25 protein-coding genes and 1 tRNA gene are annotated in these 25,364 nt (G+C 36.9%); 14 read left to right on the top strand and 12 right to left on the bottom strand.

The features are described from left to right. Positions 1-127 precede the first annotated feature (127 nt). The 4 genes from rplM to tsf all read left to right on the top strand — a co-directional run bounded on the left by rplM (position 128) and on the right by tsf (position 3,106). Positions 128-583 (top strand): 50S ribosomal protein L13, encoded by a 456-nt coding sequence (rplM, locus tag QCQ61_RS06150; RefSeq protein WP_279449892.1) that lies wholly within the window; start codon positions 128-130, stop codon positions 581-583. After that, positions 583-969 carry a 30S ribosomal protein S9 gene (rpsI, locus tag QCQ61_RS06145; protein ID WP_279449891.1) on the top strand — a complete coding sequence of 129 codons (387 nt, stop codon included), beginning with the start codon at positions 583-585 and terminating at the stop codon, positions 967-969. The genes rplM and rpsI overlap by 1 nt, the downstream gene beginning before the upstream one ends. Positions 970-1,144: 175 nt before the next feature. Next, a complete protein-coding gene (gene rpsB, locus QCQ61_RS06140; protein WP_279449890.1) occupies positions 1,145-2,035 on the top strand; it encodes a 30S ribosomal protein S2 in 891 nt (296 codons plus the stop codon). Positions 2,036-2,140: 105 nt separating this feature from the next. Continuing rightward, entirely contained in the window at positions 2,141-3,106 is a 966-nt protein-coding gene (tsf, locus tag QCQ61_RS06135) for a translation elongation factor Ts (RefSeq protein ID WP_279449889.1), read from the top strand. Between the two features lie 94 nt (positions 3,107-3,200). On the opposite strand, the gene QCQ61_RS06130 is transcribed toward tsf, so the two are convergent. The 4 genes from QCQ61_RS06130 to QCQ61_RS06115 form a co-directional block, all read right to left on the bottom strand. Then, a complete protein-coding gene (locus tag QCQ61_RS06130; RefSeq protein ID WP_279449888.1) occupies positions 3,201-4,067 on the bottom strand; it encodes a T9SS type A sorting domain-containing protein in 867 nt (288 codons plus the stop codon). After that, on the bottom strand, positions 4,064-4,771 hold the full coding sequence (locus tag QCQ61_RS06125) for a T9SS type A sorting domain-containing protein (RefSeq protein WP_279449887.1): 708 nt from the start codon (positions 4,769-4,771) through the stop codon (positions 4,064-4,066). The genes QCQ61_RS06130 and QCQ61_RS06125 overlap by 4 nt, the downstream gene beginning before the upstream one ends. A 186-nt stretch (positions 4,772-4,957) precedes the next feature. Further along, the gene (locus QCQ61_RS06120; RefSeq protein ID WP_279449886.1) at positions 4,958-5,671 is read right to left on the bottom strand and encodes a T9SS type A sorting domain-containing protein; all 714 of its coding nucleotides are present in this window, start codon (positions 5,669-5,671) and stop codon (positions 4,958-4,960) included. Positions 5,672-5,978: 307 nt separating this feature from the next. Beyond that, positions 5,979-7,373 carry a T9SS type A sorting domain-containing protein gene (locus QCQ61_RS06115; RefSeq protein WP_279449885.1) on the bottom strand — a complete coding sequence of 465 codons (1,395 nt, stop codon included), beginning with the start codon at positions 7,371-7,373 and terminating at the stop codon, positions 5,979-5,981. A 180-nt stretch (positions 7,374-7,553) separates the two neighbouring features. On the opposite strand from QCQ61_RS06115, the gene pyrH reads away from it, so the two are divergent. The 7 genes from pyrH (at position 7,554) to QCQ61_RS06080 (ending at position 16,565) form a co-directional block, all read left to right on the top strand. Continuing rightward, positions 7,554-8,261, top strand: a complete 708-nt coding sequence (pyrH, locus tag QCQ61_RS06110) for a UMP kinase (protein WP_279449884.1) — start codon at positions 7,554-7,556, stop codon at positions 8,259-8,261. Between the two features lie 139 nt (positions 8,262-8,400). Continuing rightward, the gene (gene frr, locus QCQ61_RS06105) at positions 8,401-8,955 is read left to right on the top strand and encodes a ribosome recycling factor (protein ID WP_279449883.1); all 555 of its coding nucleotides are present in this window, start codon (positions 8,401-8,403) and stop codon (positions 8,953-8,955) included. Positions 8,956-9,043: 88 nt separating this feature from the next. Continuing rightward, positions 9,044-10,309 carry a DUF5686 family protein gene (locus QCQ61_RS06100; protein ID WP_279449882.1) on the top strand — a complete coding sequence of 422 codons (1,266 nt, stop codon included), beginning with the start codon at positions 9,044-9,046 and terminating at the stop codon, positions 10,307-10,309. 209 nt (positions 10,310-10,518) lie between these two features. Continuing rightward, positions 10,519-12,906, top strand: a complete 2,388-nt coding sequence (locus QCQ61_RS06095) for an efflux RND transporter permease subunit (protein WP_279449881.1) — start codon at positions 10,519-10,521, stop codon at positions 12,904-12,906. A gap of 58 nt (positions 12,907-12,964) precedes the next feature. After that, a complete protein-coding gene (gene asnS, locus QCQ61_RS06090; protein WP_279449880.1) occupies positions 12,965-14,407 on the top strand; it encodes an asparagine--tRNA ligase in 1,443 nt (480 codons plus the stop codon). A gap of 89 nt (positions 14,408-14,496) precedes the next feature. After that, entirely contained in the window at positions 14,497-15,960 is a 1,464-nt protein-coding gene (gene rpoN / locus QCQ61_RS06085) for an RNA polymerase factor sigma-54 (protein WP_279449879.1), read from the top strand. Further along, entirely contained in the window at positions 15,960-16,565 is a 606-nt protein-coding gene (locus tag QCQ61_RS06080; protein WP_279449878.1) for a hypothetical protein, read from the top strand. The genes rpoN and QCQ61_RS06080 overlap by 1 nt, the downstream gene beginning before the upstream one ends. Here QCQ61_RS06080 and QCQ61_RS06075 read toward each other — a convergent pair. From QCQ61_RS06075 to QCQ61_RS06040, 8 genes are all read right to left on the bottom strand, one after another. Continuing rightward, positions 16,560-17,204: an outer membrane beta-barrel protein gene (locus tag QCQ61_RS06075; RefSeq protein WP_279449877.1), complete on the bottom strand. Its 645-nt coding sequence runs from the start codon at positions 17,202-17,204 to the stop codon at positions 16,560-16,562. The two genes, QCQ61_RS06080 and QCQ61_RS06075, sit on opposite strands and share 6 nt — an antisense overlap. A 160-nt stretch (positions 17,205-17,364) precedes the next feature. Continuing rightward, positions 17,365-17,838, bottom strand: coding sequence for an ExbD/TolR family protein (locus QCQ61_RS06070; RefSeq protein ID WP_279449876.1), 474 nt, complete (start codon positions 17,836-17,838; stop codon positions 17,365-17,367). A gap of 10 nt (positions 17,839-17,848) precedes the next feature. Beyond that, the gene (locus QCQ61_RS06065; RefSeq protein ID WP_279449875.1) at positions 17,849-18,475 is read right to left on the bottom strand and encodes an ExbD/TolR family protein; all 627 of its coding nucleotides are present in this window, start codon (positions 18,473-18,475) and stop codon (positions 17,849-17,851) included. Next, on the bottom strand, positions 18,475-18,900 hold the full coding sequence (locus QCQ61_RS06060) for a hypothetical protein (RefSeq protein WP_279449874.1): 426 nt from the start codon (positions 18,898-18,900) through the stop codon (positions 18,475-18,477). The genes QCQ61_RS06065 and QCQ61_RS06060 overlap by 1 nt, the downstream gene beginning before the upstream one ends. Before the next feature lie 12 nt (positions 18,901-18,912). Next, positions 18,913-19,719 carry a MotA/TolQ/ExbB proton channel family protein gene (locus QCQ61_RS06055; RefSeq protein WP_279449873.1) on the bottom strand — a complete coding sequence of 269 codons (807 nt, stop codon included), beginning with the start codon at positions 19,717-19,719 and terminating at the stop codon, positions 18,913-18,915. Positions 19,720-19,840: 121 nt separating this feature from the next. Then, a tRNA-Ser gene (locus QCQ61_RS06050) sits at positions 19,841-19,928 on the bottom strand. Between the two features lie 162 nt (positions 19,929-20,090). After that, positions 20,091-21,119, bottom strand: coding sequence for an asparaginase (locus QCQ61_RS06045; RefSeq protein ID WP_279449872.1), 1,029 nt, complete (start codon positions 21,117-21,119; stop codon positions 20,091-20,093). Between the two features lie 95 nt (positions 21,120-21,214). Continuing rightward, the gene (locus QCQ61_RS06040) at positions 21,215-21,979 is read right to left on the bottom strand and encodes a TatD family hydrolase (protein WP_279449871.1); all 765 of its coding nucleotides are present in this window, start codon (positions 21,977-21,979) and stop codon (positions 21,215-21,217) included. Between the two features lie 50 nt (positions 21,980-22,029). Here QCQ61_RS06040 and QCQ61_RS06035 point away from each other — a divergent pair, with 50 nt between their 5' ends. The 3 genes from QCQ61_RS06035 to QCQ61_RS06025 all read left to right on the top strand — a co-directional run bounded on the left by QCQ61_RS06035 (position 22,030) and on the right by QCQ61_RS06025 (position 25,179). Further along, positions 22,030-22,473, top strand: a complete 444-nt coding sequence (locus QCQ61_RS06035; RefSeq protein ID WP_279449870.1) for a retropepsin-like aspartic protease family protein — start codon at positions 22,030-22,032, stop codon at positions 22,471-22,473. A gap of 61 nt (positions 22,474-22,534) precedes the next feature. Next, the gene (locus tag QCQ61_RS06030; protein ID WP_279449869.1) at positions 22,535-24,544 is read left to right on the top strand and encodes an ATP-binding protein; all 2,010 of its coding nucleotides are present in this window, start codon (positions 22,535-22,537) and stop codon (positions 24,542-24,544) included. Next, on the top strand, positions 24,541-25,179 hold the full coding sequence (locus QCQ61_RS06025) for a response regulator (RefSeq protein WP_279449868.1): 639 nt from the start codon (positions 24,541-24,543) through the stop codon (positions 25,177-25,179). Before QCQ61_RS06030 ends, QCQ61_RS06025 begins: the two co-directional genes overlap by 4 nt. Positions 25,180-25,364: the final 185 nt, after the last annotated feature.

The raw sequence follows: 25,364 nt of genomic DNA, 5'->3' as shown, positions 1-25,364 counted from the left end.
AAAGAAAAATTAATTGTCACCCCTTGCTTTTCAAATAAATAACACTACATTTGCACCCCTCTTAGACAAAATACGTTTTGTTCTAGGGTGAGAAAACAATGATTTATTAACAATTGACAAAGACTAAATGGATACATTAAGTTACAAAACAGTATCTGCCAATAAGGCAACCGTTGTAAAGGAATGGTTACTGGTAGATGCGGACGGGCAAGCATTGGGTCGTCTTGCAAGCGAAGTTGCTAAATTACTTCGCGGTAAGCACAAACCAAGTTTCACCCCACACGTAGATTGCGGTGACAACGTAATTATTATTAACGCTGGTAAAATTAACCTTACTGGTAACAAATGGGCCGATAAAACCTACATTCGCCACACAGGTTATCCTGGTGGGCAGCGAAGTCTTACCGCTACAGAAATGTACAAAAAAGACCCTGCAAGGCTTGTTGAAAAAGCAGTAAAAGGAATGCTTCCTAAAAACAAACTGGGCGCAGATATCTTCAGAAACTTAAAAGTTTATGCAGATGCAAACCACGGACAAGAGGCACAAAAACCTAGAGCTATTAACTTTAACGACAACAAGTAATGGAGACAATTCACAAAATAGGAAGAAGAAAAACCGCTGTTGCACGTGTTTACCTTAAAGAAGGTAAAGGAAACATTAGCATCAACAAGCGTGAGTTGGAAAACTATTTTCCAACTGGAACACTTCAATATAAAGTAAAACAACCTTTAGTACTTACAGATAACGAAACTACTTTCGACATTAGTGTAAATGTATTTGGCGGTGGAATTACAGGCCAAGCAGAAGCAATTCGTCTTGCTATTTCTCGCGCTATGTGCACACTTAACGACGAAAATCGCGGCATCTTAAAACCAGAAGGTTTACTTACAAGAGATCCAAGAATGGTAGAGCGTAAGAAATTCGGACAGAAGAAAGCTCGTAAGAAATTCCAGTTCTCTAAACGTTAATATTTTAAATTACTTGTCGTACCGCACTAATTGCGGTACGACATTTTATAAGTTCATATTCATTATTAATTAAAAAAGCTGTTATCCGTCTTTGGCGGAGTTAGTTTAGCATCTAAACCAAATTCAATTTTAGAAGCGGTTGCTATCCTTTCACAGAACGTAAACTAAAACAAAAATGGCAAAAAAAGTAGAAGTAAAAGACTTACTTGAAGCTGGTGTGCACTTTGGCCACCTAACCCGCAAATGGAACCCAAACATGGCACCGTATATTTATATGGAGCGCAACGGGATCCACATCATCAATCTTTACAAAACTGCTGCAAAAATAGACGAGGCAAGTGAAGCCCTTAAAAAAATTGCAGCCAGTGGACGCAAAATTCTTTTTGTAGCCACCAAAAAACAAGCAAAGGACATTGTTGCTGAAAAAGCAAAAACCGCTAACATGCCGTACATCACCGAAAGATGGCCAGGTGGTATGTTAACCAACTTTGTAACTATCCGTAAAGCCGTTAAGAAAATGGCTTCTATTGATAGAATGAAGCAAGACGGAACCTTTAACACCCTTTCTAAAAAAGAACGTTTGGCCGTAGATCGTCTTCGCGCAAAATTAGAGAAAAACTTAGGTTCTATTTCAGATATGAGCCGTCTTCCAGCTGCGCTATTTGTTGTAGATACAACCCGTGAGCACATTGCAGTTGCCGAAGCCTTAAAGCTAAAAATTCCAATCTTTGCTATGGTAGATACGAACAGTGACCCTCGCGTTATTGACTACGTAATTCCATCTAACGACGATGCTTCAAAATCTATTGAAAGCATTATGAGCATTGTTTCTGAAGCAGTAATCGAAGGACTTTCCGAAAGAAAATCTGGAAAAGAAGACGACGACGATGAAGCGGGAATGGCCAAAAAAGCAAAAGCACCTAAAAAGGACAAAGAAGCTAAGCCAGTAAAAAAAGCTAAAGCCGAAGTTCCTTCAACAGACGAAGAAGACGTTGAAGCAATGAAAGAAGCAAAGCAGCCTGTACGTCAAAAATCTAAGAAGCAGGTTTTAAACGAAGAAGAATAATTCGTTTAAAGACGCACCACAATGCGCCTTGACCGCCCTCAATATCAATAATCATAAAAAGTAAAGACGCAATGCATCGCGTCTCAACATAAAAATCTTATAAAAATGGCAAAAATAACAGCCGCAGAAGTAAATAAGCTAAGACAAGCTACCGGAGCTGGAATGATGGACTGTAAAAAGGCATTAGTTGAAGCAGAAGGAAATATGGAAGAAGCGATTTCAATCCTTAGAAAAAAAGGACAAAAAGTTGCAGAAAAAAGAGCAGACCGCGAATCTAGTGAAGGTGTTGCTACTGTAAAAGTAAATTCAGACAATACAAAAGGCGTGGCAATATCGTTAAATTGCGAAACCGACTTTGTTGCCAAAAACGATTCTTTCGTTGAAATGGCAAACAAAATGGCCGAAATCGCATTAGGCACCTCTTCAAAAGACGAGCTATTAGCTTCAGATTTTGACGGAATGACCATTGCTGAAAAATTAACCGAGCAAACTGGTGTTATTGGCGAGAAAATAGAAATTGGTGGTTACGAAATACTGGAAGCTCCATTTGTAGGTTCTTATGTACACGTAAATAAAATTGCTGCGTTAACTGGCCTTTCAAAAGCAGTTGATAACGCAGAGGAGTTAGCAAAGGACGTATCAATGCAGGTTGCTTCTATGGGAGCCACTACACTATCTTATAAAGATTTTGATCCAGAATTTGTTGCTTCTGAAACTGAAGCTCGAATCGCCGTTATTGAAAAAGATAACATCGAGTTAGGTCGTTTGGGCAAAACGCTTAAAAACGTTCCTAAGTACATTTCTAGAGCACAATTAACTCCTGAAGTTTTAGCACAAGCTGAAGAAGACGCAAAAGCCGATTTAAAAGCGGAAGGCAAGCCAGAGCAAATCTGGGACAAGATTCTTCCAGGTAAAATTGAGCGTTTCATTAGTGATAACACTACACTTGACCACGAAAAAGCATTACTTGACCAAAACTTTATTAAAGACGACAAAAAAAGCGTTGCAGATTACGTAAAATCGTATGGTGATGTTGAAGTAGTTGGTTTTAAAAGAGTTTCTTTAGCATAAGCTTTTAAACACATTTAATAAAAACCAAAAGAGGCTGATTAATTTCAGCCTCTTTTTTTGTGAAATGTCTGTTCGATTGCAGTCGAGAACTCATCTATTCTTTTACAAACTTTTTAATAATTGTAATGCCGTTTTCATCTTCTATATTTAGAAAGTAGATGCCGCTTGTTAAGCTTGAAACATCTATGGAGGTTTTATTTGCAACTTCTAAAGTTTGGGTGCTTAATAGTTTGCCCTCTATATTAAAGATTTTTACTTTTAGGTTTCCTGCTGTGTTCTGTGCAGTAATAAAGAGTTCGTTTTTTGCGGGGTTGGGGTGGATGGAATATGTAGAAGAGTTATTCTCAGAGACTCCTAAAATACAATCTTCGGAATAAACAAAATTTGCTGCCAAATACCAGCCATTGTATGGGGGTTCGTTATTGTTTGCGGCTAATTCATCATCTACTTTTACACAGTCAAGCTCTGTAAGTTGGCAGGGCTCTCCCTCAAACTCGCAGGGGAGCGTAATATTGAGTATGCCATTGTTTCCGTTTTTTGCATCAAGGGATTCCAAAAAGATTAAATTTTCACCATATAAAATTTCTAAATTGGTATTATTGGTTAAATCTAAAGAACTAACCGGCATATTAAACCCTGCCGAATCACTACTACAATAGAGTTCCTTTAACTGGAGATTATTGCTAACATCCAAAACCAATAGGTAGTTTCCGGTGACATCTAAAATTTCCAGTGCTGCAAAGTCTTCAATGCCTGTTATGTCATCTATACCTTTATGATTAAGATTAAGTGATATGACTGTTTCTACATCACTTGTAAGCACCTGGCCGTTAACGATGCCATCACTGTCGATACCAAGGTCAATAAGGGCCTGTTCAAAAACAGGATCTGGAATTTGGGTTATTTGTGCAAAAGCGTTTGTGCTAAGGGCCAGGATGAATATGGTTATAAAGGTTTTCACTGCTTTATGAATTTTTTGGTAGTGGTGTTGCCGTTTTCATCTTCTATGTTTAGAAAGTAGATGCCGCTTGTTAAGCTTGAAACATCTATGGAGGTTTTATTTGCAACTTCTAAAGTTTGGGTGCTTAATAGTTTGCCTTCAATGTTGAAGATTTTTAGGGTTAGGGTTCCTGATGTGTATTTTGAAGTTAAGAACAATTCGTTTTTAGCGGGGTTTGGAAGGATTGCGAATTGAGAACTGTAAAAATCTTGACTAGATAAAATGTGATCGCCGTAAATGGCTTGGTCGTTAGAAGAGTTTGTTATTGTCAGTATTTTTTCGTCATTTCCATCTATTTCAATAAAATAATTAAAATCATCATTTAGATGAGCCTCAAAAAAATTATCTAAATATAAAATTTCAAAATCTGTATTCGCTTGAATTTGACAATCGTCAAAAGTCGAGCCTGCATTAAAAAGGTTAAACTGATCTAAACCAGTGAAGTTGACATCTGCAGATAAAACATCACAAACCATCGTTTCCATTTGATCTGGTTCAAAGAAATTTAAAGAAACAAAATTAACTTCATCATTAGATGGGGGTATATAATTATTACCTCCAATAGAAAGATTATGTAGATACCAGATATTGTCAAAAAGCTTTATATCTTGAGCAAAACTTGACTGAAAAAAAGGTATTGTGAGAAATAAAATTATATGTTTCATGATTGTGGGTCTTTACTATTGTTTTGCCAAAGTTTTTGATTGTTGAATCTGTCCGTTACAGACCAATGCTACTGAATATAGCCCCATGGGATAAGAGGAAATGTCCAAAGTTTGGATCTGGGATGTTCGTTACTTGTGCAAAAGCGGTTGTGCTAAGGGCCCATATGAGTATGGTTATAAGAGTTTTCATTGTTTAATAAACTTTTTGGTGGTGGTGTTGCCGTTTTCTTCTTCAATATTTAGAAAATAGATGCCGCTGACAAGTTGGGAGACATCTATTGCTTTTTGGTCTGGAAGCGTTATGTTTTGGGTGCTTACTAGTTTGCCTTCTATGTTGAAGATTTTGATTTTTAGATTTTCTGTGGTGTTTTGTGCTGTAATAAAGAGTTCGTTTTGGGCGGGGTTGGGGTGGATGGAGAATTTGGAAATCTCAAAATTATTCATCGATAATAACTGATTACTATATATTGCTTCATCGCCACTTGAGGAAGTTATAACCAAAGTTTTACTGTTGCTCTCGTCAATAATATTATAATTGAAGGGATCGTCAACATTACCAACAAAAAAAGTGTCAAGATAAATACCCTGGAAAAGGGTGTTTTCTTGTGCAAATGGTCCAAAACAACCACCAAGAGTCATGCTCCAACCATTAACTAAAAATTCAGAATTAGTATAAATTACTGTGCCTTCTAATGCATCACATACATAAGTGCTAATAAAAAAATTATTTTGAATAAAGGTGATAGTAATAAAAGGCACATCATCATTTGAGGGTGGAAAATTATCTTGTCCGTCAATTATTACGTTTTGAAGATACCAGTCATTTTCAAAAAGTTGTGGGTCTTGGGCAAAAGCGTTTGTGCTAAGGGCCAGGATGAATATGGTTATAAAGGTTTTCATTGCTTTATGAAAATTCAATGACTGTAAGTGAAGCCTTGTGGCGTGTGGGCGTGTGTTTTCATACTTTGGTCGATTAAAGTTAGTTGAATTCCTAAAATTATCCTAAAATTATTACATATAAAACAGGATTTTCCCTGTTTATTACACAGGGTTTTCCTGTACTGTTGCATTATTTTTCCTACAAAAAAGAAAACCTTTGGAAGAAGTATCTACCAAAGGTTTTAATGTGTTTTAAAATAAAAAGGTCTCGACTCTAGGTTACCCTGAGCGAAGTGGAAGGACTCGACCGGACATTTTTTTCAGAAATTTATTCCTTCACGATTTTTCTAACCGTTTTTTTCCCTTCGGAAGAAATAATGGCTAGGTACATGCCCGTTTTTAGGGATGCTATGTTTAGCTCGGCATTTTTAGCTAAAGGAGCGGTTTCCACTACTTTTTTTCCCAAGAGGTCATAAAGAATAATACTTTCAATTTGTGAATTGGCTTTAATATATAATTGGTTGGCTGTAGGGTTTGGGTATATTGAAATATTTGAACGATCCAACTCTTCAATACCCAAATTTGTATTCACTCCAAAAATAGTTTCATAGGTGTTTCCTCCAAATTCAGCAGTAATGGTATAGACACCATCTGGCCAGCTGCCATCTACCGGGTATTCCCATTGGGCATAGGCACCTGTGTAAAAAGGCCAAGGCGATGTAAATACATAATCATAAAGTACTGAATTATCCGGTCTTTTTACTATAATATGGGTATCGCTATCTGTTTGTAGGTCTCGGTAAAAAATTCGAAAATAAACCGTTTCTCCAGGTTCAAAATTAAGTTCTTCATAGGTATTCTCTACCACGCCACATTCATCATCAAAGTTGGTGGAATTATGGGTGGAAAGTCTATTAATTTCTGGAACGTAATAATCTGGCTGATCTACAAACCAACTCTCGGCATTCATACTGTTGCACGGGCCTTCATAAGGGTCTATTAAATTATTGTTTGCATCATAAATTTCAAAATGCAAATGTGGAATGGTACTGCTGCCGGAGCTACCCGCAGCGCCCAAATATTCACCTTCTGCAACGGTGTCGCCAATATTTTTTGACGTAATAGCACCGTCCTTAAAATGCCAATACCACGCCTGTGAACCATCGGAATGTTCTATAATGATGCCATTCCAGTTAGGGTTGCCGTTGTTTACACAGTTCAAGTCAAAATGGCCATCACGTTTATCAATAATGGTTCCCGGGGCGGCGGCCACTATTTCCATAATTTCTTCTTGCATCCGCTTCCAGGGGTACGGCCAAAGTACATAGTCTGTACCTTCATGATTACCGTTTCCCCAATCATACGTACGATCGCCACATTCATAATCCAATAGGTTTCCATTTGGGGTTAAATTGTGATCTACTTGGTTATTGATTATGTAATAACCATAATCATCAAAACCAGCTTTGGGCCTAATGGGCAGTATAAATAAAGGATGTCCACCCCGATGTTGAAATGCATTTGGGTTTTTCTGGAGTATTGCTTGCCTATTTAAGGCAATTTGTTGTCGTACTACTTGTCTTTGTGAATCGGTGATACATTCGGTCTTTTCAATATTGGCAGGATGAAATGAAGGATTTAATGGAGGTAATAGCTTTTCTGAATTTTGGGAAATCATCAATGTAGAAATTCCAAAAAAAATGTAAAATAATTTTGTCTTCATAGTATGAAACTTTAAGGATTAAACAATCAATTATTTATATATCGAGACCAAGCGGAAAATGTCATCACAAAACGCAAAAAGATTTTATATTTAACGATTTATTCATTGGTGTAACTACTTTCTTCAAATCTTTCCACCGCATCAATAATTTTCTTTATTTTTGCGCTGTAAAAATTCACTATGCACTACAAGAGAATACTTCTAAAACTTTCCGGGGAAGCCTTGATGGGCGAACAGCAATACGGCATTGACCCTGTTCGTCTTAAAGAATACGCACAAGAAATAAAACAAATTACTGAAATAGGTGTAGAAGTAGCCATCGTTATTGGCGGTGGAAATATTTTTAGAGGTTTGGCTGGAGCCAGCAGCGGGATGGACCGCGTACAAGGCGACCACATGGGGATGCTTGCAACTGTAATAAACGGACTCGCACTGCAGAGTGCTCTAGAAAACGAAGGTGTGGCAACTAGGTTGCAAAGCGCCATTAACATTAATGAGGTAGCCGAACCATTTATTCGCAGAAAGGCAATTCGGCATTTGGAAAAAGGTCGTGTAGTTATTTTTGGCGGTGGAACAGGAAATCCTTATTTTACAACAGATTCCGCGGCCGTTTTAAGAGCTATTGAAATAAGTGCCGATGTTATTTTAAAAGGTACCCGCGTAGATGGAATTTACACTAGCGATCCCGAAAAAGACAAGCTGGCAACAAAATTTGATTTTATCAGTTTTGAAGATGTATTACAAAAAGGCCTAAAAGTAATGGATACCACTGCTTTTACCCTGAGTCAGGAAAATGAATTGCCAATAATTGTATTCGATATGAATACCAAAGGAAATTTGCTAAAAGTTGTTTCCGGCGAAAAGATTGGGACTAAAGTAAATTTGTAGCTCCTTAGTGCCGCCCAAAAGGGAAAGAAATAAAAAATATTGAACTTTGAATTTTAAATCTTTAATTTTGGATCAATTCAATTTTCATCAACAATAACATTAATAATTAACTATCGCGGTTATCGAGCGAAGTCGAGATATGGAAGACGAAATAGATTTTATAATAGACGGAACGCGCGAAGCTATGAATGGCGCGCTAAAACATTTAGAAAAAGAATTGGCTAATATTCGTGCCGGAAAAGCTTCTCCTTCTATGGTAGGCAGCGTTATGGTAGATTATTACGGCAGTCCAACTCCGTTGAGCCAAGTAGCTAACGTTAGCACTCCAGATGGGATGACCATTAGTATACAGCCGTGGGAAAAAAGCATGATTTCGGCAATTGAACGTGGTATTCACTTGGCTAACATTGGCTTTAACCCGATGAATAATGGCGAAAGCGTAATTATAAGTGTTCCTCCCTTAACCGAGGAACGCAGAAGAGATTTAGCAAAACAAGCCAAAGCAGCTGCCGAGGAAGCCAAAATTGGTGTACGCAACGACCGAAAAAATGCGAATAACGATTTAAAAGGTTTAGACATTTCCGAAGATTTAAAAAAGGGACTTGAAGAAGATATTCAAGAAATGACCGATACCCACATCAAGAAAATTGATGAAATGTTTGCGGCCAAAGAAAAAGAAATAATGACCGTGTAGTACACGTGCGACGTTAAACTAAATACAATAAAGCGGCTTAATAGCCGCTTTATTTTTACATTTAACCCGCTTAACACTAAAACTGCAAATGCAAAAAATCTTTTTTCTTATCTTCTTTGGTATTGCTTTTTACGCCACTGCTCAAGTGCCGGCAATACAAACAGGAAAGGATTCTATTGCAAGTATTCAAGATAAAAAAGAACATCCGCTTTCCTCAGGTTACTATCCCATTGGTTTTTTCGACATAGATTTAAAAACACTTATAAAACTGAATAATTACGAAGGTTTCCGACTTGGAATTGGCGGATTAACAAACGACAAACTTTTTGAAAACTATAAATTTGGTGGGTATTACGCCTATGGATTTAAAGACAAAACTTCAAAATATAGTTTGGGTGCCAGTGCCCGTATTAATAAAGAAAGAAAAGCGTGGGTTAGTATTTATTACGCAGATGATGTAAAGGAAATTGGCGCTTTCGATTATTTAACCGATGCGCGCGTCTATTCTATATTTGAACCGCGACTTGTTAATATCACTCAATTTTACAAATACAGAAAATGGTTCACGAATATTGCCAGCGAGCTTTCTCCAAAATTTTTGGGCGAATTTAGGGTAGCGCACAGTAACGTAACCAATATTGAAAACTATTATTTTATAAACAACAACATTCCCCTATCAAATTATCGCCTGGCAGAAGCGACGGTATCTGTTAGAATAAGTCCGAAGACCAATTTTTTTACAAATGAAGATGGCACTAAAGAATATTTTGATGGCTTTCCAAAAATTAGTGCACAAATTACAAAGGGATTTAAAGGAGTGTTTGACAGCGATTTCAACTATACCAAATTTGGGTTGAAGTTAGATTATTATGTAAAACGCACCAACTTATCATCCACAAATATTCTTTTGGAAGGTTCTTTGGCTACGGGCGATGTACCGCTTACGCATCTATTTCACTCCTACCCCAACCAGCCAACCAAAGACGAAGTGTTGCAGCGCTTTTCGGTGGCGGGGGTCCAGAGTTTTGAAACTATGTACTTTGGCGAATTCTTTTCAGATAAATTAACAACCCTACAGATAAAACACAGCTTGCGCAGATTCAATCTCGGCGAAAAGTGGAAACCCGAATTGGTGTTAATTACCCGCCACGCATTGGGCGATATGAATAACATAGAAAACCATTTTGGAATCCCTTTTAATACATTAGACAAGCTTTACAACGAAACGGGTTTTGAAGTAAATAAAATACTTTTCGGGTTCGGACTTAGCGGGGCATACCGTTACGGATATTACAACCTTCCAAAATTCTCAGATAATATTTCGTTTAAGTTTACTTTCTATTTGCAGATTTAAAACTGTTATCGGTTATCTGTTTAGAGCAAATGGCCGGGTCGCCCGTGCTAGTGATGTGTGAAATCATTAAATGTATAATCTTCATTTTTCAGGTTGAAGTAAATTTACAAAATGGCATTTAAAATCCTTCAACATTCCAAAATACCCCTCAAAATTAATCTCCCACTTATAGCAAATAGTTACCTTTGCTAATTCTTTAAAAAATTGCTTTGAACAAACTTTTTAGCATCGGATTTTGGAGCTGGGTGGCCCGTTTTATATTGCGGAACCGCACCTGGATTTTAATAGTTATTGCAGCCATAACTGTGCTGCTTGCACTGCAATGGAAGAATATGCGCTTCACCTACACCGAAGCCAATTTGTTGCCAGACGACCATCCGGTTAATCTTGAGTACGAACAGTTTCTTTCGCACTTTGGTGAAGAAGGCAACTTAATTGTTATGGGCGTAAAAGACTCAAGTATTTTCACGCCGGAAAAATTTAAAGCCTGGAATCAACTTACCCAAGATATTGGTAAATTTAATGAAGTAGAACTAACCCTTTCCGTTGGTAACCTTCAAAAACTGGTAAAAAAATCTGATACTACAGGGTTTGAACTGGTGCCTTTTATAAAAGATTCGGTTTTTACAAACACCAATCTTGCCACTTACAAAGACGAACTTTTTAATAAACTGCCATTTTACGATGGTCTTATTTACAGTCCCGATAAGCAAAGTATCCGCTCTGCTATCTATCTTAAAAAAGATATTGTAAATACACCCGCGCGAAAAGATTTTGTAATCAAAGATCTAATTCCGCTAATAAACAAATTTGAAGCAGAGACGGGTATAGATGTGCATACCTCGGGAATGCCGTACATTCGCACCCTCAATTCACAAAATATTATTGATGAAATTGGGTTGTTTATCGGGGCGGCACTTTTTGTTACTTCGCTTATATTTTTCTTCTTTTTCCGTTCTTGGCGCGCCACATTTATTTCTATGTGTACCGTTATTATCGGAGTAATGTGGGCCTTCGGCTTTTTGGGGTTAATGCATTATGAAATTACTGTACTTACGGCTTTAATTCCGCCCTTAATAATTGTTATAGGTATTCCCAACTGTATTTTTCTCATTAATAAATATCAGCAGGAAATAAAACTACACGGAAACCAAGCCAAATCGTTACAACGGGTAATTGCAAAGGTTGGAAATGCAACCTTGATGACCAATTTAACAACCGCTTCGGGGTTTGCCACCTTTATATTAGTAAAAAGCGAGCTGTTGAGCGAGTTTGGTATTGTAGCGTCTATTAATATTGTTGCCATATTTTTATTGAGCTTGCTCATCATTCCTATCACCTACAGTTATATGGCGGTGCCAAAATACAAACACTTAAAACATTTAAACAAAACGTGGATAAACTCGTTTGTTCTCTGGATTGAACGTATGGTAAAAGAGCGCCGTATTACCATTTACATTCTGGCAGTTTTATTATTATGCACCAGTATAATTGGCATTTACAATATTAAAATTTCGGGAAGTTTAATAGAAGACATGCCCAAAAATACAGGCTTTTTTGACGACATTCGTTTTTTTGAAAAGGAATATGAAGGCATAATGCCTTTAGAAATAATGGTAGATACAAAAAAGAAAAAAGGTGTGATGAGCCTTTCTACCCTAAAACGAATTGACGAACTGCAAGACCATATTAAAGAAATTCCGGAATTTGCAATACCACTATCCGTAGTAGAATTAGTTAAGTACTCTAAACAGGCGTATTACAACGGAAATCCAGAATATTATCAGTTGCCAAACAGCCAGGAAAGAACCTTTATTCTCTCCTACGCAAAAAGCAGTAACACCAACACCAATTTACTGAATAGTTACGTGGACAGTACAGGGCAATTTGCCCGTATTACCACCTTTATGAAAGATACAGATCCAGATAGGTTCAATAGGATAGAAGAGGATCTCAATGCCGAAATAGAAAAGGTATTTCCCGAAGAACGCTACAATGTTTCGGTAACAGGAAAAGCGCTAGTATTTCAAAAAGGAACCCATTATTTGGTGAACAACTTAATACTATCGCTCTCGCTCGCCATTTTCTTGATCGCACTATTTATGGCGTGGATGTTCCGAAGTTTTAAAATGATTTTAATTTCGTTAATACCAAACTTATTGCCTTTAATTATTACTGCGGGCGTTATGGGCTTTGTGGGAGTACCTATAAAGCCATCCACAATTTTGGTGTTTAGTATTGCCTTCGGAATTTCGGTGGACGATACCATTCACTTCCTCGCAAAATACAGGCAGGAATTAATAGTAAATAATTGGAAAATAAAGAAATCCGTTTTTGCTGCATTGCGCGAAACAACGGTTAGTATGTTCTATACATCAATCGTGCTGTTTTTCGGGTTTTCGGTGTTTACCATTTCAAGCTTTGGAGGCACAGTAGCATTGGGCGCCTTAGTGTCTATAACCCTGCTTTTTGCCATGTTGTCTAATTTAATTTTGTTGCCAACGCTCCTACTTTCATTAGAAAGAAGCATTGCCAATAAACAAACAATGAAAAAACCTGCATTAGAAATTTTAACCGATGATAAAGAAGATGTTTAATGCCCCATTGAACAATCAGAATTAAAAAAATTATATTTGCTTCCCTTAAATTAATACTATGCAAAACAAAACAATAGCAGAATTATTGAAAAGTGAACCGAGCCATCACGAAGTTACGGTTCGCGGTTGGGTACGTTCTTTCCGAAGTAACCGTTTTATTGCTTTAAATGATGGATCTACCATACATACGCTTCAATGCGTTGTTAATTTTGAAAATACTGAAGAAGAAATTCTTAAAAAAGTAACGATTGGCGCCGCTATTGAAGTCCATGGCTTGCTAGTAGAAAGCCAAGGGCAAGGACAAAATGTAGAAATTCAAGTTTCAAAATTAACCGTTTTAGGCGAAGCCAATCCCGAAGATGTAAAGCGTACAATTCTTTCGCCAAAACGACATTCGCTCGAAACCTTACGCGAGCAAGCACACCTAAGAATTAGAACAAATACCTTTGGCGCCGTAATGCGCACGCGTTCCAAATTGGCGTTTGCCGTTCATGAATATTTTCAGAAAAACGGGTTTAACTATATGCACTCGCCCATAATTACCGGTAGCGATGCCGAAGGCGCTGGCGAAATGTTTCGCGTTACAAATTTAGATGCCAAAAATCCACCTTTGGATGAAAACGGAAATGTAGATTTCAAAAATGATTTTTTCGAAAAAGAAACCAATCTTACCGTTAGTGGCCAATTAGAAGCCGAAACATATGCAATGGCACTGGGAAAAGTATATACCTTTGGCCCGACATTTAGAGCAGAAAATTCCAATACCAGTCGCCATCTGGCCGAATTTTGGATGATAGAGCCCGAAGTTGCCTTTAACGATTTGGCCGCCAATATGGATTTGGCAGAAGATTTCATAAAATACGTTGTAAAATACGCTTTAGACAATTGTGCCGACGATCTGGAATTTCTAGAAAATCGTTTATTGGAGGAAGAAAAGAGTAAGCCTCAAGATGAACGAAGTGACATGAAGCTTCGCGAAAAACTTCGTTTTATTTTAGACAATAATTTTAAAAGAGTAAGTTATACCGAAGCCATTGATATTTTAAAACGATCAAAACCAAATCAAAAGAAAAAATTTAAATATCTTATTGAAGAGTGGGGCGCCGATCTACAAAGTGAGCACGAACGATTTTTAGTTGAAAAACACTTTAAAAGCCCGGTAATTCTTTTTGATTACCCGGCAACGATAAAAGCATTTTATATGCGGCTTAACGACGACGGAAAAACGGTACGCGCCATGGATGTACTTTTCCCAGGAATTGGCGAGATTGTTGGTGGTTCGCAACGAGAAGAACGTTACGACGTTTTAAAACAAAAAATGGAAGCTATGGATATTAGCACCGAGGAACTAAATTGGTATTTAGACCTTCGTAAATTCGGAACGGCTGTTCACAGTGGTTTCGGACTCGGTTTTGAACGTTTAGTCCAGTTTACTACGGGAATGGGTAACATTCGCGATGTAATCCCCTACCCGAGAACTCCGGGCAACGCAGAATTCTAATTATAAAAGCATAAGATTGTATTAAAACTGGCTACTTCCCTATTTTAGTAGCTGGTTTTTTTTAACTTTATGATATCGTAAAATAAGTCATGTTAAAACAACAATTAAGCTTTAAACTATCCCAGAAATTATCGCCTCAACAAATACAGTTGATGAAGATGATTCAACTGCCTACGCAAGCTTTCGAGCAACGAATATTTCAGGAATTAGAGGAAAATCCAGCCCTAGAGAGCGGTAAAGAAGATAGCGACACCTTAGAAGACGAATTTACAAACGACGAATTTAACGACGATTACGATGAAGGAAACGAAGTAATTGAAACCGATATAAACGTTGACGATTATTTAAGCGATGACGAAGTACCTAGCTATAAACTATCGGCCAACAATTACAGTGCAGACGATGAGGAGCGGCAAATGCCCTATGCAGCAGGCACATCGTTTACGCAATATTTAATGCAGCAACTTAACACCTATCGTTTAAACGATGAAGAAAAGGATATTGCATATTTTTTGGTAGGCAGCGTTGATGAAAGTGGTTACATACGGCGCGAACTTCAGGATATTGTAGACGATTTGGCTTTTACACAGAATGTTTACACCACAGAAGAAAAAGTTGAAAAAGTACTTAATATAGTACAAGAGTTGGATCCAGCTGGAGTGGCGGCACGTAATCTTCAAGAGTGCTTATTGCTTCAATTGGAGCGTAAAGAAACAAAGTTATCTGTAGCATTGGCTATTGATATTATAGACGATTCCTTTGACCTTTTTACGAAGAAACACTACAAAAAATTAATTCAAAAATTAGATATAACCGAAGACCAACTTCGGGAAGCAATTCACGAAATTGAAGGTTTAAACCCAAAACCCGGTGGAAATTATTCCGGAAATAATAGAATCGTAGAACACGTAGTTCCCGATTTTGCCATACGCATTGTAGATGGGGAGTTAGAACTCACCTTAAATGGAAGAAATGCCCCTGAGCTTCACGTAAGCCACGATTACACCAATATGCTTAAGGGCTATAAAGAGTCTAAAGAAAAATCTAAGGCACAGAAAGACGCCGTAATGTTCATTAAACAAAAACTAGATGCTGCCAAGTGGTTTATCGATGCCATTAAGCAAAGGCAGCAAACACTTTTTATAACCATGAACGCTATTATGCACCATCAAAAAGAATATTTTTTAAGCGGTGATGAACGTAAGCTTAAGCCTATGATTTTAAAAGATATTGCAGACAAGATTAATATGGATGTATCTACTGTATCGCGTGTTGCAAATAGCAAATACGTAGATACTCCTTACGGTACAAAATTGATTAAGGAATATTTTAGCGAGTCGATGAAAAACGATCAAGGGGAGGATGTTTCTACAAGGGAAATTAAGAAAATCCTTGAAATAACTATTTCGGAAGAAAACAAAAGAAAGCCATATACCGATGATAAACTCGCAAAAATTTTATTGGAAAAAGGATATCCCATTGCAAGACGAACCATAGCCAAATACCGCGAACAATTGGATTTACCAGTGGCGCGATTAAGAAAGGAAATTTAATGAAGTTTTTTCTAAAAACCGCTTCGTATATTTTTCATCCTTTATTGATGCCGCTTCTTGGCACCATTCTTTATTTTGTTGTTACCCCAAGATATTTAGACCCTGTAATAATGCGCGCCAATCTTTTTGGCATTGCTATTATTACACTTTTAATACCCATTGTTGTATTCTTTTTGCTAAAAAATCTGGGGGTTGTAGAAACTATTTATTTAAAAGATGTACGGGAACGTAAGTTTCCGTTAATGATTCAGTGCATTTTACTGTTGCTAATAATTAAAATGATTTTTGATCCCTATGAAGATCCCGAATTGTATTATTTTTTTGTGGGGCTATTATTTTCGGCTTTTAGTGCCCTGATCATGGTTCTATTCAAAATAAAGATTAGTTTACACCAGATGGGCGTTGCTGGCATTTTAATGTTTCTGGTGGGACTGAGCGCTCATTTTAAAATAAATTTATTGGTCACTATTAGTTTCTTTTTGTTCGTAAATGGCTGGGTGGCGTCTTCGCGTCTAAATAGCGATGCACACACGTATTCTGAACTTGGCTTCGGTTTAGTTTTGGGAGCATTACCGCAATTAATTCTTTTCAGTTTTTGGTTATAGGATGTAAAACATTAACCCTACTTTTAATGTTCTAAAATCTACAATTTCCCCATTTACAGTTTCTGCATCTTTAAAAAAAGGATTAATACTATACGACGCGAAAAAGTTAAATGTATTGTAACCTAAACTAATAGTAGCCGCCAACCTTACTGGATCAAACTCTGGAATTTTAGTTTGGGTTACCGTATTTCCCGGTTGTTTAAAAGTGGCTTTATACCAATAGGCATATCCTACTCTGAAACCTACATAAACCCTCCAAAAGTTATAGCTAGCTGGAGTAGATGTTCGCCATCTAATTTCTATGGGAGCTTCAATGACCGCTGTATTAAAACGGTTTCGGGTATAATCTACTTGCTCGTTTAAAACTCTAAAGATAGTTTCTTCGCTACTCGTTTCCCCAATAAAAAGATTTTGTCCAAATTGGTCTAAAGCCAAACCGCCACCTATGGCAATAGCCAAATTTCGACGTTTATTAATTGGCATATCTCTTAAAAACCCAAATTGAATCCCACCTGAAAGCCCTCGGATATTTCCTCCACTCGGCAAGCTCATAGGTAAGTTATAAGTTACCCCAATGTAAAATTGATCTTCGCGGTACAACGAATCTACATTAGCCAGAACAATGGTGTCCTGGGCCATAGTTTGAATTGAAACTAATACCAGAAACGAAGTTAGAAGGGTTTTAATAGCATTTGGCATAACCCAAAGATACTTGTATTTTCAAGAATATACGACACAAAAAAATGCCTTAGACCGATTAACGCGGCGCAAGGCATTTTTAAAATTAATATCAATGAATTTAGTTGCTTAATTCATTACCGGGAGTGGTAATATATATTAGTTTTAGCATATTTAATTCACGTAATTCCTGCTTTATATCTGTAACCATACCTGTATTGGTTTGCTCATCTACTTTTAAAGCTACCATTACCTTATCCTGAAGTTCAGGAAGTAACTTTTGGCGCATTTCGGTTAGAGCAAATTTAATATTGGTAATATCGGTGTATTTATCACCTATCTGAATTTTAGCTTCCGTACCAAACTTGTCTTGGTAGCGTGAACTTGGTTTTCCAGCATAAATATAAACGGAACGGTCCTTTTTCAATTTTTCAACTTGATCTGCTTTTGGCAACTTGTTCTGAACAAGTAGATTATCATCTCGCAATACTGTTACTACCATAAAAAAGAATAATAACATAAAGACGATATCGGGCAGGGAAGCTGTACTTACTGGCGGTAATTCGTTACTTTTTTTCTTTCTAAACTTTGACATAGTTGTATTATTATTGACCAGATTTTTTAGGTTCTGCCTCCGATAATTTCATAGGAAATAGCTTTTGCACAGTTTCCAATTTTTCTTGGAGTGCTTCTTGAGCCGCATCGCCTTTTATCTTTCCTTCATCAAGTTCTTTGGTCTTTTCGGTAAATTTCCATCCGTAGAGTCTTTGAGATTCTCTATCTCTTAAAAAATTGTAGGCTGCCACCAATTCATTTTGAACGGCAATGTACATTTTATAAGAGGTAAGTCTGTCATTCTGAACAGAAATTACGGCTTTATCTGGATTATCCGAAGACTCCGGATTTTTTTGTCCTTTGCAATAGTTGCAATATTCTGGGCTACCAGAAGGGGCTCCACCATTATCGAGAAAAGCTATTGCTGCTTGGCGTAAATCTTTGAGCTCCATTAGTTTCTCTTCAACTAATAGTTGGTCGTTTCTATTTACATTAACAATAAATAAGTTCTTCTCTTTAATTTTAGGCGGGTCAACAATTTCTTCAATGGGCGGTAACTGCCTCGCTATACCGCTGTCCTTCTCAATAGTAGTAGTTACTAAGAAAAAGATAAGCAGTAGGAAAGCGATGTCTGCCATCGATCCTGCATTTACTTCAGGTGTTGCTCTTCTTGCCATTATTTTGTTACTTTTTTAATTCCGCCGAAAACCATGGATCCTACAGCGATTATAGCTAAGATATAAAAAGCATATAATCCTGTACCCACCCATTTAGAACCGCTTTCGGAAAGCATTCCGCCGTCTTGAGTAGGCAATTGATTGCTATCTGCAAGTACATATGAAATAACTACAATTAGCAAAAATGCTCCTACAGACATAAGTGTATTCTTAATGTTGCCTGCAAAAATTCCTTTTATTACAAAGAGCAGAACAAAAGCAACTGTAATAGCAAATGTAATATAAGCAACATACAAGAAGCCATCTACTCCTTCGCCAGATTCAACGATAGCAGTATCACCTTTTGCGATGATCATTGCAAGAAAAATAATTCCTGCAACGCTTAAAAGCAATGCTACAATTTTTAAAATTTTATGTAATGCCATCTTGTGGTTTGTTTAGATTTTATTTTTGGTTTTGTAATCGAATAACATATCGATTAAAGTAATAGAAGCATCTTCCATGCTGTTTACAATACTATCAATCTTAGCGATAATATAGTTGTAGAAAACTTGAAGGATAATAGCCACGATTAGACCGAATACAGTTGTTAAAAGTGCAACTTTAATACCTCCAGCAACTAACGATGGGTTCATATCTCCAGCAGCTTGAATTTTATCGAATGCATCAATCATACCAATTACAGTACCCATGAAACCAAGCATCGGCGCAATTGCAATAAATAATGATATCCAAGAAACATTCTTTTCAAGTTGTCCCATTTGCACACCACCGTAGGCAACTACTGCTTTTTCAGCAATATCGATTCCTTCGTGAGCTCTATCTAAACCTTGGTAATAGATTGAAGCAACTGGCCCTTTTGTATTTCTGCACACTTCTTTAGCAGCTTCAATTCCACCGCTGTTAAGAGCATCTTCTACTTCTTGAGCTAATTTTTGGGTGTTGGTAGTTGAAAGATTAAGGTAGATAATTCTTTCAATAGCAATTGCCAATCCTAGAATTAAACACAATAGTACAATCCCCATAAAAGCAGGACCACCTTCCACGAAGCGCTCTTTAAGCTCTTGGTGAAAACCTTTGTCTGCTGCAGCTGGAGCTGTTTCATCTTGAATAAAAGAAACTGTGGCTGCTGTAACCAAAGCTTGTGAACTAGTTGGCATTGTCTGCGCTGTTGAAGCGTTCGCGTTTAATGTGCCTACAAATACCATTGCGGCAACCGCCATAATAGAAAATAATTTTTTCATTGCTATCGACTTAAAGTTTGTTTTTAGTTAAGGGTTTAAAGATATAAAATAATTTAGTTAATCTGCAAGAATATTAATCTACACTCAAAAATGAGTTTTATAATACACTGTATGTTTGTTGCAGAGAGGAAGGGATTCGAACCCTCGATACGCTTGTGGCGTATACACACTTTCCAGGCGTGCGCCTTCGACCACTCGGCCACCTCTCTAAATTTATTTACCACCTTTCGTTTTAAGGGGGCGGTAAAAGAGTATTTCAAAGCAATTCAGAGAAAATGTTACTCTTGCGTAACTCAAGCTAAGCATTTACCTGAAACGAGTGCCAAATATCAAAAAAAAAACAACGCTACAAAATAATTTTGGCGGTTTATTTAGTGCATTTCTCCCCGTAGTGAAGTTTCAAATATGGTTTTGAAGCTTTTAGCCGAAATTTTCTGACCCAACAAATACATCAATTTTGCTAAAGCAGCTTCCGTAGTGCAGTCCTTTCCACTTATAACCCCTATTTTTTTTAGATCCGTGCTGGTTTCATATAGTCCCATATTTACACTTCCGCCAGAGCATTGGGTAATATTTACTACAGGAATTCCTTTATTAATCACTTTTTTAAGTGAATTTATAAACCATTTGGCATTGGTAACGTTGCCTGTTCCATAAGTTTCAATCACCAACCCTTTTAATTCTGGATAGTCAAATAGATATTTAATAGTGGCCTCGTCAATGCCAGGAAACATTTTTACCAAAAGAATATTGCTCTCTAATATTTTATGAACTTTTAGCTTTTTTCGTCGGTTCGGTCTGTAAAGCGCTTCATTATTCACTACTAAATGAACGCCGCTTTGTACTAAATCTGGATAATTAAGCGATGCGAAAGCTTCAAAATGTTCCGCGTTAATTTTAGTGGTCCGGTTGGCGCGGTATAATTTATATTCAAAATACAAACAAACCTCAGCAATTTTTGAAACGCCCTTTTCCTGTAATGAAGCAATCTGAATAGAGGTAATTAAATTTTCCTTTGCATCTGTTCGCAGATCTCCAATTGGCAATTGTGAGCCAGTAAAAACAACCGGCTTGCCCAAATTTTCCAACATAAAACTCAAGGCAGATGCCGTGTAGCTCATCGTATCACTACCGTGAAGCACCACAAAGCCATCCATCTTTTCGTAATTTTCTTCAATTAGAGTTGCAATATCCACCCAATATTTGGGGCTCATATTAGAGCTATCAATTGGTTCTGGAAATGAGGTGGTTGTAATGTTACAATCTAAAAGTTTTAATTCGGGAATATGATTGAGCAATTCATCAAAATTGAAATTACGCAATGCGCCGGTTTCAAAATCTTTAATCATCCCGATTGTTCCGCCGGTATATATAAGGAGTATGTTTGGTTGCGTTTTCATATTGGCATGCATAGTATATTAATAGAATTTCAAGTGCTAAAACCCCAAATCGTAAAGTTCAGCATTTTTGGAATGTGGCACCTTTTCTTTAGTATTTAAATTTTAAACACCGCTTTGGAGTTCTGAGTCGTAATCTGCGCTATTTCTTCTTCAGAAACTCCATAAATCTCCGAAAGCTTTTTACAGACAAACGCTAAATAGCTACTCTCGTTGCGCTTACCGCGAAAGGGCGCCGGAGCAAGATAGGGCGAATCGGTTTCCAAAACGATATGTTTTAAAGGAATTTCATTTAAAAATTTATCAATCTTTCCGTTCTTGAAAGTAACCACGCCACCAATGCCCAATTTCATATTATAGGAAATAGCCTTTACGGCCTGCTCATAAGTTCCGGTGAAACAGTGGAATATTCCAAAAAGATCATCACTTTTTTCGGTTTCCAAAACTTCAAAAATTTCATCAAACGCATCACGACAATGGATAACGATAGGCAATTTGTATTTTTTCGCCAATTGAATTTGCCATTTAAACGCTTGCTTTTGAAATTCCAACGTAGAAGTGTCCCAATAAAGATCAATGCCAATTTCGCCAACGGCGTAAAAATTTCGTTTTTTAAACTGCTCTTCAACGTGTGCCAATTCCTCTTTAAAATTTTCCTTTACCGAAGTAGGATGCAATCCCATCATTAAAAAAACTCGGTCGGGATATTCTTTCTCAAGAGCATACATAGCTTCCGTATAACCAGAATCTATAGCGGGAATAAAAAACCGTTTTATTCCGGCATCAAAAGCGCGTTGCATCATTTTAGGCCGGTCGCTGGCAAACGCATCACTGTACAAATGGGTGTGTGTATCTGTTAACATATGTGCAAAGCTACATATTTTTGTTTGCTATCTTTACACAAAAAAAATTGATGCAATTACGCAAATTTATTGAAACCAAAGGGTTTTATCGCGTTCCTTTAAAAAAGCTTGCCACGGGACATTATTTATTTTCTGCAAAAATTAACGGAGTATTGGGCCATTTTATTTTAGATACCGGCGCAAGCACCAGTTGTGTGGGTATAAACAACGCTGCGCATTTTTTACTTATAAGCGAGGACAGCCTTATAAAAGCCGCTGGCGCCGGCGCTACAAACATGGAAACTATGTTTTCGCGTGGCAACTCCTTCACTATTAAAAAATGGCATGTTAATAAGATGGATTTCGTTCTATTTGACCTTTCCCATGTAAATGAAGCTCTATTGCAAGCAAATGAAAATGCAATTCACGGGATCATTGGCGCAGATTTTTTAAAAGAGCACCGTGCTGTTATAGATTATGGCCGAAATTGTTTTTATGTAAAACAGAAGAATTAGTTGTAATGCAAATGTTTGCTATAAATTGAGTACTTTTAACTTCCTCTGAAACAACTCAATTGTGCTGAAAAAAATAATCCTCTTGTTCCTCAGTTTCCCGCTGTTTTTAAACCCTGGGTTCGCACAAGATATTTCGCATTATGAAACTGTAGTAAAAACCACAAAAAGCCATACACAAAAATTAACTGCGTTAGACAGCCTATTAAAGCGTACATTTTCTACTAATACAGAAGCTTTTATAAATTACAGTCGCCAATATATAGAGTTAGCCTTAGCGATGGATAAGGTTGAGCTGGCGGCAAAAAAAGCAATGAACTTACAGTATCCGCTAACCAATTTTGCTAACGATCCGTTAAATGCCATCACTGTTATAAACAGTGTTTTAGCTCGTAAATACAAAATAAAAGACAGCCTTTTATTGGGTGGATTATATCTAAAACGCGGCAGTGCCAACACAAAACTAAACCTTAAAGAAGCAGTTAATGATTATAATCTGGCGCTCGAAAATTTTTCTTCAACTAATTATTTAAATATTGCAGACACCTATTTATTTAGGGGTCAAGCCTATTCACAAATGGGAAAATTTGTACTTGCGAGTGCAGATTTTACCAAAGCATATACCATGTACGAAGAAAAAAAAGAATACAAATATATGGTATATGCCCAGCAAGGCATTATTAATATGTTTAGTATGAACGGTTTTTACGAAAAGGCCAAAGCAGAACGCAATGCCCTTATTGAAAAAATGATACGTTTAAATCTAAATGAATTTCTAGCCAACGAACATTACAACCAAGCTTTGGACTATAAAGAAATGGGCCAAAGCAGTCTGGAATATAAAACACTGCTTTTGGCCGAAGCAAAATTTGATCATAAAAATTCAAACAAAGCTACGTATATAGGTATAATTTCAAGAATCATTGAATATTATTGCGACCAAAATCTATTGTACCATGCCCAAGAATACTATAAAAAGCTGGAAGCCTTAGATTTTAATGTTTCAGGAAATTCGGTTGCTGAACTTAACTATTTGAGCGGCAAAGCAAAATACCTTCAAACCATAGGAGAATACGAAGAAGCCTTGGCGCTTACAAAAAGAAAACTGAAGGTTGCCGAAAAGCTCGGAATTGAAGATGAAATTATGCTAACCCATTCCCTTCTATCTGAAATCTACCAAGACACGGGCGACTATAAAAATAGCCTTGAACATCTTAAAACAACCAAAGCCTTAAAAGATTCTATCTACAACCGAACCACCGCAAACGCACTCGCGTATTACCAAACACTTTACGAAACCGAAAAGAAAGAAAAAAAACTTGTAGCAAAATCTACAGATATAAAACTGCTCGAAAAAGACAACGAAAGTTTTAAAAAAGCAATGCTTTTTGGCGGTATTGCCACACTCCTAAGTTTTGGGCTTATATTACTTTATAGAAACCAAAAGTATTTAAAAAACAATAAGATACTTCAAGAAAAATTTAGCCAAGAATTACTTATCTCGCAAGAACGTGAGCGTAGAAGAATTTCAAAAGATCTTCACGATGGTATTGGCCAACAATTATTGGTAATTAAAAATAGGCTCACTTCAAGTGGCGATACAGAAACCAAACAAATGGTAAATAACGCTATTGATGAAGTACGCGCCATATCGCGCGATTTGCATCCCTTTCAACTTCAAGAGTTGGGAATTACCAAAGCTATTGAATACAATATAAATTTTATTGATGAAAATTCAGACTTGTTTATTTCTGCCGAAATAGATAACATAGACAACCTATTTAATAAAGAAGACGAAGTAAATCTTTATAGAATAATCCAGGAAAGCTTGAGCAATATTTTAAAGCATTCAAAAGCCGAAGCAGGCAAGGTTTCAGTAAAAAAATTCACAAACACTATTATAATTTCTATACGCGACAACGGAGTTGGTTTTGATTTTGCCGAAAAACATCAAGACGATAAATCTATTGGGTTAAAAACGCTATTTGAGCGCACCAAGTTTTTAAACGGACAGATGAAAGTAACAACCAAAAAAGACTCCGGCACCGTACTAGAATTTCAATTTCCATTATGAGCAACACAAAACCATCTATTATTATCGCAGACGACCATCCCCTTTTATTAAAAGGATTAAGCGATTTTTTAATTGAAAAAGGATATAATCTTCTAGGAAGCGGTAGCGACGGAAGGGAGGCGTACAACCTTATAACCCAAAAAAATCCGGACATCGCCATTTTAGATATTCAGATGCCATTTATGTCTGGGCTGGAAATTGCCAAGCAATGCAAAGGCGCCCAAATTGAAACTAAAATTGTGTTAATTACACTTCATAAAGAAAAGGAGTTGTATCAAAAAGCAAAGGAGCTAAATATTTTTGGATATATCTTAAAAGAATTTGCTTTGGAAGAAATAGAAAATTGTATAAAAACCGTAAAAGATGGCGCGCCCTTTTTCAGCGATAGAATAAAGGAACTCATTGGTGTTGTGCCCGTAGAGGTTAGCGAGCTAGACACACTTACACCTTCCGAAAAAAAGATTTTAAAATTAATAGCTCAGGATAAAACAAATAAGGAAATTGCTTCACAACTCTTTATTTCGTACCGAACGGTAGAAAAACACCGAAGTAATATAATTACAAAACTTAAAATTGAACCAAAAACCAATAGCTTGCTTATTTGGGCAAAGGAACATCACGACAAGCTACTTTAGAACCAAATATCCACAAATCAAAAAATTACGTGTTAACACGTATTTTATCTTTCTACTAAATAATGGATATTTACACTATGAAGGATTCAATATATACAGAAAATAGAAGAGGTAACAACCGTACCTTATTCATTGGTAAGAAACCTGCAGTAACAGTGTTAATTGTTTCGATTGTTTTAATTTTA

Source organism: Aequorivita marisscotiae, assembly GCF_029814825.1.
GTDB classification, from domain to species: Bacteria; Bacteroidota; Bacteroidia; order Flavobacteriales; family Flavobacteriaceae; genus Aequorivita; species Aequorivita marisscotiae.
Note: the sequence above shows the minus strand (reverse complement) of the source record. Positions and strands in the feature narration are given on the sequence as shown.

What these genes read in the sequence shown, in the direction of transcription:
- QCQ61_RS06070 (WP_279449876.1), bottom strand. Translation starts at nt 17,838, where the DNA reads ATGTCAAAGTTTAGAAAGAAAAAAAGTAACGAATTACCGCCAGTAAGT.
- rpoN (WP_279449879.1), top strand. Translation starts at nt 14,497, where the DNA reads ATGTTAAAACAACAATTAAGCTTTAAACTATCCCAGAAATTATCGCCT.
- QCQ61_RS06035 (WP_279449870.1), top strand. Translation starts at nt 22,030, where the DNA reads ATGCAATTACGCAAATTTATTGAAACCAAAGGGTTTTATCGCGTTCCT.
- QCQ61_RS06040 (WP_279449871.1), bottom strand. Translation starts at nt 21,979, where the DNA reads ATGTTAACAGATACACACACCCATTTGTACAGTGATGCGTTTGCCAGC.
- tsf (WP_279449889.1), top strand. Translation starts at nt 2,141, where the DNA reads ATGGCAAAAATAACAGCCGCAGAAGTAAATAAGCTAAGACAAGCTACC.
- QCQ61_RS06025 (WP_279449868.1), top strand. Translation starts at nt 24,541, where the DNA reads ATGAGCAACACAAAACCATCTATTATTATCGCAGACGACCATCCCCTT.
- QCQ61_RS06045 (WP_279449872.1), bottom strand. Translation starts at nt 21,119, where the DNA reads ATGAAAACGCAACCAAACATACTCCTTATATATACCGGCGGAACAATC.
- asnS (WP_279449880.1), top strand. Translation starts at nt 12,965, where the DNA reads ATGCAAAACAAAACAATAGCAGAATTATTGAAAAGTGAACCGAGCCAT.
- rpsI (WP_279449891.1), top strand. Translation starts at nt 583, where the DNA reads ATGGAGACAATTCACAAAATAGGAAGAAGAAAAACCGCTGTTGCACGT.
- QCQ61_RS06055 (WP_279449873.1), bottom strand. Translation starts at nt 19,719, where the DNA reads ATGAAAAAATTATTTTCTATTATGGCGGTTGCCGCAATGGTATTTGTA.
- QCQ61_RS06080 (WP_279449878.1), top strand. Translation starts at nt 15,960, where the DNA reads ATGAAGTTTTTTCTAAAAACCGCTTCGTATATTTTTCATCCTTTATTG.
- frr (WP_279449883.1), top strand. Translation starts at nt 8,401, where the DNA reads ATGGAAGACGAAATAGATTTTATAATAGACGGAACGCGCGAAGCTATG.
- QCQ61_RS06115 (WP_279449885.1), bottom strand. Translation starts at nt 7,373, where the DNA reads ATGAAGACAAAATTATTTTACATTTTTTTTGGAATTTCTACATTGATG.
- QCQ61_RS06060 (WP_279449874.1), bottom strand. Translation starts at nt 18,900, where the DNA reads ATGGCATTACATAAAATTTTAAAAATTGTAGCATTGCTTTTAAGCGTT.
- rplM (WP_279449892.1), top strand. Translation starts at nt 128, where the DNA reads ATGGATACATTAAGTTACAAAACAGTATCTGCCAATAAGGCAACCGTT.
- rpsB (WP_279449890.1), top strand. Translation starts at nt 1,145, where the DNA reads ATGGCAAAAAAAGTAGAAGTAAAAGACTTACTTGAAGCTGGTGTGCAC.
- QCQ61_RS06125 (WP_279449887.1), bottom strand. Translation starts at nt 4,771, where the DNA reads ATGAAACATATAATTTTATTTCTCACAATACCTTTTTTTCAGTCAAGT.
- QCQ61_RS06120 (WP_279449886.1), bottom strand. Translation starts at nt 5,671, where the DNA reads ATGAAAACCTTTATAACCATATTCATCCTGGCCCTTAGCACAAACGCT.
- QCQ61_RS06075 (WP_279449877.1), bottom strand. Translation starts at nt 17,204, where the DNA reads ATGGCCCAGGACACCATTGTTCTGGCTAATGTAGATTCGTTGTACCGC.
- QCQ61_RS06100 (WP_279449882.1), top strand. Translation starts at nt 9,044, where the DNA reads ATGCAAAAAATCTTTTTTCTTATCTTCTTTGGTATTGCTTTTTACGCC.
- QCQ61_RS06065 (WP_279449875.1), bottom strand. Translation starts at nt 18,475, where the DNA reads ATGGCAAGAAGAGCAACACCTGAAGTAAATGCAGGATCGATGGCAGAC.
- pyrH (WP_279449884.1), top strand. Translation starts at nt 7,554, where the DNA reads ATGCACTACAAGAGAATACTTCTAAAACTTTCCGGGGAAGCCTTGATG.